An 11981-nucleotide genomic window follows, 5' to 3' on the forward strand; every position below is an offset into this window, starting at 1 on the left:
CATGCGCTTGCGGCCGGATCGGAGATCGAACTTCTCGCCACCAGCAATCCGTCCGGCACGACGGCAATCAATCTCAACGGCAATGAATTCGCCCAGACTATCCAGGGCAATGCCGGCGCCAATGTCATCAACGGCCTCGGCGGCGCCGACAAGATGGTCGGCTATGGCGGTAATGACACCTATTACGTCGACAATGCCGCCGACAGGGTGGTCGAGGCGGTGGGCGGTGGTACAGACAGGGTGTTCGCTGCTGTAAGCCATGCCCTTTTGGCCGGCTCGGAGATTGAGATTCTTGCCACCAACAACCCGTCCGGCACATCGGCAATCAACCTCATTGGCAATGCGTTTGCCCAGACCATCCAGGGCAACGCCGGCGCCAACGTCATCAACGGCCTCGGCGGCGCTGACACGATGAGCGGCTATGGTGGTAACGACGCCTACTTTGTCGACAATGCCGGTGACAAGGTCATTGAGGCGGTGGGCGGCGGTACCGACAAGGTGCTCGCCTCAGTAAGTCATGCGCTTGCGGCCGGCTCGGAGATCGAGCTTCTCGGTACAACGAACTCTTCAGGTACCACAGCCATCAACCTCACCGGCAACGAGTTCGCTCAAACCATCCTGGGCAATGCCGGCGCCAATGTCATCGACGGCGGCAGCGGTGGTGACATGATGGCAGGCTACCGCGGCAACGACACCTACTATGTCGATAACGCCGGCGATAGGGTGTACGAGGCGGTTGATGGTGGCACTGACAAAGTTCTCGCCTCGGTGAGCCATGTCCTTTTATCCGGGCAGGAGATCGAGCTTCTCGCCACCGTCAATCCGTCGGGCACAACGGCGATCAATCTCACTGGGAATGAGCTTAACCAAGCCATCCTGGGCAATGCCGGCGCCAATGTCATCAACGGCGGACGAGGTGCCGACATCTTGACCGGTAACGGAGGCAATGATGCCTTCGTGTTCAACAGCGCTCTTGGAGCCGGCAATATCGACAAGGTCACCGACTTCAACAAGCTCCAGGACAAGATCCAGCTCGACGACGCCGTTTTTGCCGGGCTTAAGTTGGGCGGCCTTTCATCCGATGCTTTCTTTGCTGGCACGGCTGCGCATGACAGTTCCGACCATATAATCTACAACAGCTCAACCGGGGCGCTCTCTTTCGACAGCGACGGGATCGGTGGCGCAGCTCAAATACAGTTCGCCACTCTCTCTCCAGGTCTGTCGCTTACGGCAGGTTCGTTCCTTGTGATCTGAACGACCCGGAACGGCGGACCTTCAATTCGAGACGGTCCGCCGCTTTGTCTTTGTTCAAGCACCGGAATTCCGAGATAGATGTTTTGGCCGGTGTTGTCCCTGGAGCTAGCGGGCGAGCCGTCCATTAGATGAGCGAAAAAACGAGTGGTCTCTTTCGAGTGAGTGTCCTTCGGGACCATCGCTGCGAGCGCCCTGCCATGGCTGATCGGCTCGTGCGAGCCCTCCCCTGTCAGCGGACCCACCGTACCGACGCAGCATGAATGACGGCGAGGCGCCGTGGCCGACCATGAGTGCCACTCAAGGTTAAATGTTCCCCTCAGGTGAAGGCGGCGCAAAGCATACACACACACACACACTCGAGTTCGTCTACTCCGATGCGCATTCGGGATCGCTCCCGGTGATCGCGAGAGATTGCTGCACGCCACCTGACGTCCGTGGTTTCTTTCATAAGAGGCGTCGGTGGCCTCATCAGTGTCAATACTGAGATTTGATGATAGCCCGCCGCGGCCAAAAGCGCTCAAACGTGTGCGATTTGTCGCCACCTAGACGTCGAGCAGAGATGCGGAGCTCCATTCAACTAGCGACTCTCAATTATGCGCTTGTAGTCGCCGAGGAGGGCAGCTTTCTGCGCGCGGCGCGGCGCGCCGGGATCCATCACACCGCGCTCAGCCGGCGCATACGCGATCTCGAATACGCGATGGGAACGAGAATATTTCATCGCCATGCCGGCGGCGTGGGCCCGACCCCGGCCGGCGAGCGTTTCCTTGGTCGTCTACGGTCCGTGCTGCTCGAACTGGACAATACTCTGACGCTGGCTAGGACCGGGTTCAAAGACCAACACCAAAGACTTTGCATCGGCGCCAACGGGCTCATCCTTGCCGGGCGAGCGCTGGATGCGGTCCTCGAGTTCGGGAAATGTCATTCAAATGTGACCGTGAGCTTGATCGAAGGATCTCACCCTGAATTCGGGGTTGCCTTGGGCGAGACGGACGTCGACGTCACCGTCACTTCCTCCTCCCGATCTACTGGCGGCGCATTCGAACTGAGATTGTGGAACGATACCTTAGCCGTCGTTGTTGCTTCCAATCATCCTCTCGCAAGCAATTCCGTGATCGAGTGGTCGGAGCTAGGCCAGGAGACGCTGCTAGTGCGCAGGGGCGAAGCATTTCTCCTAGCCGATGCTGTTGGAAGCAGTGTACAGCTTCCCGCAGTTGTTGAACATCACGTCAGTGCGGGCATCCTTCTGCGCCTTGTCGAAAATGGTCTTGGTGTCGCTCTGATCCACGATGGAGATGCCAATATTATTCCTGAAGGTGCAGTCTGCCGTAAGCTGCGGATCGGGATCAAGCCAGTCCAGATCTACAATTTTGCCCGCTGGCGCCCGGATAACGCCAATCCTGCACTGCCGGTCTTCATCGAGTTCCTGCGTGATCGGTATTCGCCCTGACGGCCGTCCGACTGGCATAAACCCGGAACACTCGTCCCGGCTTCAGGGTTCGTCGGGTTCTGGCAAACGCTCTGTCTTGTCATAAACCGGGTCAGCATCGGTATATCAGCTTTGCCGGATCGGCGACTATCTGTCCGTCGCGGCCGAGCAATTCAGCATAGGCGACGAGATCGCAATGAACGGCGCCGGGCAGTTCGACCGTGATCTTGACCGGACGGTCATCGGGAAGGGCGGAGAGTTTCAGCTTGGTCATGAGGGATCCTTCGGCGCCGCACTCGGTCAGCACCAATGCCTTCGGCGATGCGCGCCAGGTCACCGAGCGCTGAACGGATTTGCGGCCAAGGAAATTCGGAGCATTCCTCCCAGGCCTCGCCCTCACACAATACGGCATCGAGCTTGCATGCCACACCGGCGAGAGTCGTAGCGGGGGTCGTTGAGAAGGCTTCCAGAAGATCCTTCGTCCGCTCGCCAGCTTCGCGTTCGGCTCTGAGGGCAGCAATGTAACCGGTCTTCTCAGCAGCCGCATCCCAGCGTGCCTGATGCGCAGCAAACTCAGATTCGGCCCTCTCTCGGAGAGCGGCGGTATCCGGCCCGTTCCCGAGCACCTGATCGAGCGCCTCGATCGAGTAGACTGTTAGTTCCTCGCCATCGGGCAGGCGGACGTCCACACAAGGAAAGCCGACGCATTCGACAAGCTTGGTCTCCAGGCGCTGCTGCCTGCGGCAAAGCCGATTAGTTAACTTGTGGGCTGTCTGCCATTCCCGCCGAAGCGCCAGCGCTGGGTCAGAAGGCACATTGGTCGTTCGGACGTCGCCTGCGGACGCGTTACTTTCAAGCGTCCACGCGGTAGTAGCCACCACGGTTCCCGCAAGCACTCGCCTGCGGGTGACGAATGGCAGACTCGTGATATTGTCGGAATCAGCCATGATCCGAGCTCCTCAAAAGCTTAGGGTTGTGGTCAGGCCGGGTAAGGTGTTGCACCACCTTATTCGGCCGTTTCACACGCGCTCGTCCTGCCACCGGTCGAGTTGTCCAGGGCTGAGCGAGCGCATTATCCACTCTACAGTCTTAAACGAAACCGTCGGTATAGTCAAGACTTTTAGCATCAAATGATGCGTTAGGTATAACGATGATAACGAGTGAGCAGTTGCGAGCAGCCCGCGCACTTTTGCAATGGGATCAGAAAGCCCTCGCCGCAAAGTCGAAAGTGTCGGTCGCGACCATTAAGCGGCTTGAGCCACTCGCTGGCATGTTGAAGGCCAACCAGGTGACGATCGAAGCACTGAAGCGTGCGTTAGAGGCCGGTGGCGTGGAATTCATTCCCGAAAATGGCGGCGGGCCTGGCGTGCGGCTGGCACGCCCTCTAGAAAGTAAATAACTTGTTGCAAACGGACGGCAAAGGCTTCGTTCATCCACCTCCGGCATGTCTTCGATGGTGGTTGCGCATGTCCATCTGCCAGCTCAACTTACGATTTTCATGGTTACGGATCGATTGCCCTCACCCGGAATGCGAGAGCATCCCCGGCGAAGCTGAGAGCCGAGGTGGTGAGGAGGCAAGCGATTGCACAGAGCAAAAATCAGTCGACTGCCCGGCTGGCCATTGGCTGGTGATTGGGATGTTTCCGGCCCCTGCCCCGCTCGACGGCCGAGGAGCGGCCAAGCCAAGTGCTCGACCTTTACTCCGCCGCTCCGCGCTCAGCGCGATTGTTCAAGGCGGTGAGGGTTTTTGCCCGGGGCCAGGCAATCAGGCTGGTCGTTGCGACAGCGGGATCCGATTTCCATGATGAGGACGGTCCCCGGCAAGAAGGCCGGCTCACTGAAGATGTCATCCCATTCGATATCGCCCCAGCCGAGAAGCATGTGCAGGTCGCCTATACCCAGCGCTGCATCCTCCTGCGGGATAGGTCCTGTGGAAGCCCTGCGGGCGCCCGAAGGAGTCATGGACATGCAGGTGCCCTGCCACTGGTGCCATCGCCCGCAGTTGCTCGCGGAAGGTCAAGCCGCGATGGGTGGATCCAATATAAGTGTGGCTGAAATTGATGAGCGCCACCAGGTTGGGATGGCCGACCGCCTTCACCGTCTGCGCCACCTCGGCCGGGGTCTGCCGGCACTGACCGGTTCCATGGCGAAGAGGTTCTCGAAGGCGATGCGCACACCATAGGGCTTGCAGAACTCGGCAAGCTCGAACAACGCTTCGCGTTCGCGTTCCTCCGCACCGGCTCGTTCGAGAACCTGGTCGGCGCGAAAATGCCCACTATGCTCGACAAGCACGCGCGCATCGATCCGATCGCAGAGTTCGACCAGGGCCCTTGCAGCATCAATGTGGTAGCGGCTGACCGCAGGGTCCATGAGGTTCGATGAGACGACGCCGTGAACCGAACAGCGGAAAACGAATTGGCCGGTCAGCGCGACAAGCCTCTCGGCTCTTTCAGGGACGACACGGCCACCGCTATGAGGTCGAGGGTCGTCAATCCCAGTTCGACGGCTTCGACGCCCATATCGGCAACGCTGCGGAGATCCGCTGCAAGACTCTCCAACCCGCCATTGGCAGAGATTGAATTGAAGCTGACTGCAACGACGTTGCCCATATGAAGGACGGCCCATAAGAGTCCAGCCGGGAATTCCGGGCCGGTCCGGATCACCCCAGGGTGAGATGGCGTCTGCGGCGTCACTGCTGACGTCAGTCGGCGTAAATCAACTCATAAGAGGCCAATAACTTCGAGAGCCATCAGACGGACTGCTGGGGCCGAAAGAAGCTGTTGTATTTCCGCACTGGTGCGATCCGATACTTTACATATTATGTGACTTTCAATTGGGGGCCGCAGCAAATGAAAGAAGAGAACGACGTTCAGAAGTTGGTGCGCACGCTGCGGGCTCGAGCACCTGATGACGCGGCTGAATTGCTGGCCCGAGAATCTCCCGAGTTCATCCGCGACACACTAAAGCTGTTGCCGGACGGGCACGCCCGTAAGGTGGCCGAGCATTTGCCACCGCATATGCGGCCCATCAGGTCTCATGGCGGTGGCAAGGATTTCGCGGTCCCCGACTCGCTCGTCGAGCTGATGGACCCGATTCCCGCCAGCGTTCCTGTCGCGACGACGGTTGCCGCCGCAGTGGAGGCGGTCAGACGCGCCAAGGTGCCGACCGAGCTCACTTATCTCTACGTCACGGACGAGGGCAATAAACTGGTTGGCCTGGTGGTCCTGCGCGATCTGATGCTGAGCGAAGCGGACGCGACGGTGGATCAGATCATGCTGCCCAGGCCGTTCGCCCTTAATGTCGGTCTGTCTTTGAGCGACGCCTGCAAGGCAGCAGTACGCCGTCAGTACCCTGTCTATCCGGTGGTGGACGCGGAGAACCGGCTGCTCGGGCAGGTTCGCGGCTGGCGCTTGTTCGAGCAGCAAATCATCGAGATTTCCGCCCAGTCTGGCCAGATGGTGGGTGTCCAGAAGGAGGAGCGTTCTTTTACGCCGCTGTTTTCAGCCTTCTTGAAGCGTCATCCGTGGCTGCAGCTGAACCTGCTAACGGCCTTCATGGCCGCTTTCGTGGTCAGTTCATTCACAGGCACGATCGAGAAGATCGTCGCCCTGGCGGCGTTCCTCCCGGTCTTGGCCGGGCAGAGCGGAAACACCGGCTGCCAGGCACTCGCTATGACGCTGCGTGGCCTTGCCCTGGGGGATGTGGACAAACGACCGAAGCTGCACCTGGTGATGCGGGAGGGCGCGCTCGGGATCGCCAACGGCGTGCTCGTCGGCCTTGTTGCGGCTGCGGCGATGTGGTTCTACGCCTCGCGGCAACCGGAGTCGGCGGCCCAAGCGCCGATGCTGGCACTTGTGATCCTGCTTGCCATGTCCGGATCGTGTCTCATGTCCGGAATCTCCGGCGTGCTGATCCCGTTGGGCCTGCGCCGGGTCGGCGCCGATCCGGCGGTCGCCTCGGCGATCTTCCTCACCACCGTGACCGATATTGTAGGCATGGGCCTGATGCTGGGGCTGGCCACCATGCTCGTGCTGTAGCAAGACGCGTCCGGTGACGCGTCCCTGGGAGTCGGGGGCGATAAGCTGACCTCGTCGCGTTCAACGAAACAGCAAGAGCCAGGCCGCATCGCGCACGCGTCGTGAGAAGCACCTTCCGGCAGCTCTCCGACCCATTGCGCAACGCAACGGAAGACCTTTGGATGAGCCGTGGGTGACCTTGAAGCCTCATTCGGTGACCAGACACGCGCAGAATCGCGCGAACAATATTAATCTTGTCGTCTGTGCGGTCCGCCACTGATGATGATTTTAGTTAGTTGCCACTGGTGCCGAATACTTCAATTATGTACAGCAACGCTGAGAAGATGTCTTGACAACCAGCGCGGCCGAAATACGAATAAACCCGATAGTTTGTTGCGCCGCTGCAACAGCTGCTGAGACTCGCATGGTCTGGTGACAGTTCAGTCGCCTTTTTCTTGGAGTCGTGCTAAATCCTTCGCACTAGTCGGGTTTGGGGTGGGTTCTCGGCATGCAATCTTCGTTTCGAACGATCTTCGGCTTCGCCGCAGCGCTGCTTTGTACCGGCGTATTGCCGGCCGGCGCACAAGGTCTTTTTACGGCATATGACGATGCGTTTTCGGCCCGCATCTCCAGTCCTGCCGACAACGGAACGCTCGCCCAGTTCGTCACAGTTGCCGTCAACGCGGGACAATACGATCAGGCGATCTCCTCGATCGAGCAGTATCTGATCAAATACCCCCGCGATGCGCGCGCCCGGCTGGCGGCCAGCCGGTTGTACTATCATGTCGGCTCCTATGAATTGGCCCGGCGGCAGGTGCAGTACGGCATCGAAGTAGGCGGCCTTACCGCAAGTGAGCAGCAGGAAGCCGTTCGCCTGCTCGCCCGCATCGAGCGCGCGTTGCGTGGCGTCACCTGGGAACTCGCCCTGACCGGCGGCGTGTTCAGCGCATTTACCGATTTTGAGCCCGGCGGGGCGCAGGACGACGACAGCTTCGTCTCGCCCTATGGGCGGGCGGAAGGCTTTGTCCGGTGGGACCTCGGCACGCCAAGCGCCGACGCTCTCGTTCTTTCAGGCTCGTTGACCGCGACACAGCGCTTTTTCACGGAAGACCTGTCGGTTCCGGGCAGCGAGAAGACTTTTATCCACGGCAACGCCGCGATCACCTGGGACAAGGGGCTGCCGAATAGTGGGATCGATTCGCTGCGCCTGTTGCTTTCGGCGTTCACAGTTACGGATCGTTTCGACAGCGATATCCACGAGACCGGCATTGGCGTCAGTGGGCGCTTTCTTGTGCGCCCGACGGTCGAAACGACGCTTTTCGCAGGCGGCGGCTACATCGATCTAAGCGCCTCGCAAGGCATTTTCGCCGATAGCAGGGTTTTCTATGAGGCGGGCGGCAGCTACCGCTTCCGCAATGGCCAGGCGCTAGGACTGCGGCTGGTCGGCTCGAATGACTTCGCCTCCGGATCTGGCGAAATCGGCCACAGCTACACGGGCGAGGTCCGCTATGGCGGCCTGTTGATGAACGTACCGGATCTTTTCGCATGGTCGCACCAGATCGCCTTTTCGGCCGGCCACAGCAACACTCCCGATCTGTCCGTCGGCATCGGCACAAATATCAAGAGCGACTTCTGGCGCATTGCCTCGGAAAGCGATTTTCAGCTGACGGAGGCGCAGAAGATCAGCGTCGATCTCGCCTATCGCGAAACCAACTTCGACATCGCCAACCGCGACCGAAAATCGTTCGAAATGCTCATGAGCTATACGTTGACGCTCAATTGAAAGAGGCCGCGATGAGGACCCCGTACCGTCAGATCGCCATTTTTATCGCCTGCCTTGCCTTTGCGGCACCATCCGCCGCTGAGACGGTCGGGTCGATGACGGCCTACCAGACCAACATCGTCCGCAACAACGGCGGGACAATGAACGTGGGGGCCGGCGTCGAACTCGGTGACCAGCTGCGCAGCAATCCCACTGGTCTTGGAATGCTGGTGTTCCGGGACGAATCGAGCGCCAAGATTGGTCCGAACACCAGCCTGACGATCGACGAGTTCGTCTACAATCCGGGCTCCGGATCGGGCAAGATCGACATCGGGATGAACAGCGGCCTGGCCCGTTTTTATGGCGGCCAGGTTTCGAAAGGCGGCGTCATGCAGGTTGCGACGCCGCATATGGTGCTCGGGGCCAGAGGCGGCATCATCGAAGTGCTGGTGGCAGCCGGCCAGACCGTCGGCATTCTGCGCGCCGGCCGCATGACCTGCACGATCAATGGCAAACGGCTGGTCATCACAAACCCGGGCTACGCCTGCACATCGGAAGATGGCAAGCTGCTGACCGGCTACGGCGGAATCGACACCTTCCCGATATTGGACAGCATCGACCGGATTGCCGGCACCGGCCTGCCAGGCGCACCGGGTCCGGGACTGGACGTAAGCGCACTTTGTGCGTCGGCACTCGGCGGCTCGCTCAAAATCTGCGACTCCACCGACGGCGCATTGCCAGGAGTGGTCATGGAGTTCCCCGACACCCCAACGCCACCCGTGGGCGGCGGCGTGAATAAGGGCGAGTGTCAGGGTGAGGGTTGCTGCTACTACTGTGAATAGGCCTGGCCGTACGACATGAGCCTCTTGGTCGGTTGGCGCTGGGCTGATTGGCGGCAAGCTGCCAGGAGTAAGATATCCGGCCTTTTGGTCGTGCTCCTGCTGCTCGCTTGCCATTTGGCTTTCGACGGGCCGCTGTCGCGCCTGCGTGAGCGGACGTACGACTTCTACCAGTTTCTCGCTCCGCGCCAGGCGACGAGCAATCCTGTCGTGATTGTCTCGATAGACGACGCCAGCCTCAAGGCACATGGGCGATGGCCCTGGAACCGGGGCCTCTTGGCCGATCTGGTCGATGGCATCACCAAGTCCGGTGCCGCGGTCATCGGACTTGCGCTGGTGCTGCCCGAGGCCGACACCTCGCCTGAGGGCATCGCCGGAGACAAGCGCCTGGCAGCGGCGCTGGCCAAAAATCGAACGGCGCTTGCTGTCAGCCTGGGCAATGAGGCGACGGTTTCAGATGCAGGGCCCAAAGCCGGCTGGTCGATCGTCGGACAGGTACCCGACACACTTCCCGGCTTCACCGGCCTGACCGGCTCGCTTGCCGAATTCTCCAACGCCGCCGCGGGCCTCGGCGTAATTCGCACCTTGCCCGATCCCGACGGCGTACTGCGCCATGTGCCACTGCTGTGGCTTCGCAATACCGCTCAAGGCGTGCAGCTGTGGCCGTCCTTCGCGCTCGAGCTCCTGCGCCTTTACGCCGGGCAGGACGGCTACATAGCCCGGATGAATGCGGCCGGGTTCGACGCACTCAGGATGGCCGGCGCCATCGTGCTGCTCGAGCCGGAGGGGAGCATCCGCCTCTGGGAAACCGCCACGGATACGCCGCGTATATCTGCCAGCACTATCCTTTCGGGCGGCAGTGATCCACGGCTGCGGGACGCCATCGCCATTGTCGATCTGTCGGCCGTGGGACTGACGCAGTACCTGCCCACCCCGACACGTCCAGCGCGACCAGGCGCGGACATCCACGCCGATGCAATCGGCCAGTTGCTTGCCGGGCGCTACCTAACAGAGCCAACGCATGCGCGCACGGTGGAGCGGCTCTGGTTTGTCCTCAGTGCGGTCATTTTCATCGGACTTTCCGGAGTGCTCGCCGGGCGTGTCGTGCTTGGTGCCCTGGCTCTCGTGCTGCTTGCCGTCACGCCGTTCGTGTTCGGCGCTCTCGAATACAGCCTGCAGGGTGCACTCTATGACCCGCTGCAGCCGGCGCTTGCGACGATCCTGGTAGCCGGCTTCGAAGGCTATGTTCTCTACAGGCGCAGCGAGCAGCGCCGGTCCACCCTGGCACGGCAGTTCGCCCAGTATCTGTCGCCTTCCGTGGTGCAGCGCCTCGCAAGCTCAGACACCGAAGCGATCCTGTCCGGCGAGAAGCGCGAGATCACGATCCTGCTCAGCGACATACGCGGCTTCACGACGATGAGCGAACAACTCGACACCCAGGAAATCGCAAAGGTGGTCAACCACTTCCTCGGCATTGCGACCGATGAGATCCTCAAGCGCGACGGCACCATCGACAAGTTCATGGGTGACGCGGTGCTGGCCTTCTGGAACGCGCCGCTTGATCAGCCGGACCATCGCGAGCGCGCGCTCGGCGCGGGCCTTGCCCTGATCGAACGGGTGAAGCGTGAAGACGCCGCCTTCAGCGCGGACGGCCACCCCTCCATCGCAATCGGCGTCGCTATCGAGACGGGCATTTGCTCGGTAGGCAATTTCGGCTCCGAACGGCGTTTCGATTACACCGCGATCGGCTCTCCGGTGAACCGCACGGCTCGGCTCGAGTCGACGACCAAGAAGCTGGGCATCCCCCTAGTGCTTGGTCCCGGCTTTGCGGCAGGAGCGCCGATGCCGGTCGTCCAGGCGGGCGCCTTTGAACTCCAGGGTTTCAAGGGCGAGGTGCCGGTTTTCACCGTTCCGGAGATGCAAGCTGCTCACCAAGCTATGAGCCGCGAAGTGGAGAGCCAACGTGGTGAGCAATCTGGCGCCCCTGCCGTGGTGGTTGGTTCGCCGCCATCCGTGCAAATGGCACCGCCTGATCTTGCACCCCGAACCCGAAGCACACGCTGACCGGGTCCGGCGGATCGCAGGGGTGCCGACCTGCTTTGTGAACTAATACTGCTGGGGAGGCCTAGGTGTCATCAAATGGCCCTTTAATTGCGGGTGGCTGTCAATCCGGATCAGCGCGACAGCCGATGAGACGCGGATAGTCGGCGAAGGAATCGGTCGAGGTGCCCCTGGCAATGATTGTCGAGGCCGCCGAATTTTCGAGCGAGAAGATAGGCCGTGTTATCCAGTTCACCACGAATGGCAGCACGGCTTGGTTGAGTTCGCCGGCGCCATCATGTGGAGGCAGCGCGTGGTTCAGATTGTTATCCTCGCCGCCGGATCATGCGCTCGGGATGTTCCCAAGAGCATCCAGCCGTAGCACTCCCCGAGCTGCCCTAACGAGAGAGTTCGCTGGGCCGGGATTATGGCCGTTATGAACCTGACGCAATCGATGCAGCTGGCGCTGGCCTCGTCGGGCGCGTGGGCGGTCTATCGACATTAACCGATCGCCGCGGATGTTGGGAAGCGCATGCGTCGGCGCACGCAAGCGTCGATGCGCCTTGGGCATGTGGGCGTTGACAGTGACATGGCCGGAGCGACGTGTTTCAGACGCCGAGCAATTCCAAGGACTGAGCACCAGA

At 60.8% G+C, this 11981-nt stretch carries 9 protein-coding genes and 1 pseudogene; 7 read left to right on the forward strand and 3 right to left on the reverse strand.

Annotated features, from left to right (window positions below):
* Both NKI41_RS31960 and NKI41_RS31965 read left to right on the forward strand, forming a co-directional pair.
* The coding region (locus tag NKI41_RS31960) for a calcium-binding protein (RefSeq protein ID WP_352686930.1) at positions 1–1254 on the forward strand (1254 nt) is incomplete at its 5' end.
* A gap of 559 nt (positions 1255–1813) precedes the next feature.
* Positions 1814–2701, forward strand: coding sequence for a LysR family transcriptional regulator (locus NKI41_RS31965; RefSeq protein WP_352686932.1), 888 nt, complete (start codon positions 1814–1816; stop codon positions 2699–2701).
* 91 nt (positions 2702–2792) lie between these two features.
* Here NKI41_RS31965 and NKI41_RS31970 read toward each other — a convergent pair whose 3' ends face one another.
* Both NKI41_RS31970 and NKI41_RS31975 read right to left on the reverse strand, forming a co-directional pair.
* Entirely contained in the window at positions 2793–2954 is a 162-nt protein-coding gene (locus tag NKI41_RS31970; RefSeq protein ID WP_502901265.1) for a DUF2274 domain-containing protein, read from the reverse strand.
* Positions 2920–3627, reverse strand: coding sequence for a hypothetical protein (locus NKI41_RS31975; protein ID WP_352686934.1), 708 nt, complete (start codon positions 3625–3627; stop codon positions 2920–2922). Before NKI41_RS31975 ends, NKI41_RS31970 begins: the two co-directional genes overlap by 35 nt.
* A gap of 203 nt (positions 3628–3830) precedes the next feature.
* On the opposite strand from NKI41_RS31975, the gene NKI41_RS31980 reads away from it, so the two are divergent.
* Positions 3831–4079, forward strand: coding sequence for a helix-turn-helix domain-containing protein (locus tag NKI41_RS31980; RefSeq protein WP_031195030.1), 249 nt, complete (start codon positions 3831–3833; stop codon positions 4077–4079).
* 317 nt (positions 4080–4396) lie between these two features.
* Here the strand turns inward: NKI41_RS31980 and NKI41_RS31985 are convergent.
* Positions 4397–5289: pseudogene (locus NKI41_RS31985) on the reverse strand (sugar phosphate isomerase/epimerase family protein).
* A 240-nt stretch (positions 5290–5529) separates the two neighbouring features.
* On the opposite strand from NKI41_RS31985, the gene NKI41_RS31990 reads away from it, so the two are divergent.
* From NKI41_RS31990 to NKI41_RS32005, 4 genes are all read left to right on the forward strand, one after another.
* Entirely contained in the window at positions 5530–6717 is a 1188-nt protein-coding gene (locus tag NKI41_RS31990) for a magnesium transporter (RefSeq protein WP_352686937.1), read from the forward strand.
* Between the two features lie 487 nt (positions 6718–7204).
* Positions 7205–8479 (forward strand): tetratricopeptide repeat protein, encoded by a 1275-nt coding sequence (locus NKI41_RS31995; protein ID WP_352686940.1) that lies wholly within the window; start codon positions 7205–7207, stop codon positions 8477–8479.
* Positions 8476–9300, forward strand: a complete 825-nt coding sequence (locus tag NKI41_RS32000) for a FecR family protein (RefSeq protein ID WP_352686942.1) — start codon at positions 8476–8478, stop codon at positions 9298–9300. The genes NKI41_RS31995 and NKI41_RS32000 overlap by 4 nt, the downstream gene beginning before the upstream one ends.
* Positions 9301–9315: 15 nt before the next feature.
* Positions 9316–11361, forward strand: a complete 2046-nt coding sequence (locus NKI41_RS32005; protein ID WP_352686943.1) for a CHASE2 domain-containing protein — start codon at positions 9316–9318, stop codon at positions 11359–11361.
* The last annotated feature ends 620 nt before the right edge of the window (positions 11362–11981 follow it).

The organism is Mesorhizobium sp. M0601 (assembly GCF_040320845.1).
In the GTDB taxonomy this organism is placed as follows: Bacteria; Pseudomonadota; Alphaproteobacteria; order Rhizobiales; family Rhizobiaceae; genus Mesorhizobium.

Excerpts from the sequence above, each read along its gene's own strand:
- NKI41_RS31975 (WP_352686934.1), bottom strand. The coding sequence starts at position 3,627 with ATGGCTGATTCCGACAATATCACGAGTCTGCCATTCGTCACCCGCAGG.
- NKI41_RS32005 (WP_352686943.1), top strand. The coding sequence starts at position 9,316 with ATGAGCCTCTTGGTCGGTTGGCGCTGGGCTGATTGGCGGCAAGCTGCC.
- NKI41_RS31995 (WP_352686940.1), top strand. The coding sequence starts at position 7,205 with ATGCAATCTTCGTTTCGAACGATCTTCGGCTTCGCCGCAGCGCTGCTT.
- NKI41_RS31980 (WP_031195030.1), top strand. The coding sequence starts at position 3,831 with ATGATAACGAGTGAGCAGTTGCGAGCAGCCCGCGCACTTTTGCAATGG.
- NKI41_RS31965 (WP_352686932.1), top strand. The coding sequence starts at position 1,814 with ATGCGGAGCTCCATTCAACTAGCGACTCTCAATTATGCGCTTGTAGTC.
- NKI41_RS31990 (WP_352686937.1), top strand. The coding sequence starts at position 5,530 with ATGAAAGAAGAGAACGACGTTCAGAAGTTGGTGCGCACGCTGCGGGCT.
- NKI41_RS31970 (WP_502901265.1), bottom strand. The coding sequence starts at position 2,954 with ATGACCAAGCTGAAACTCTCCGCCCTTCCCGATGACCGTCCGGTCAAG.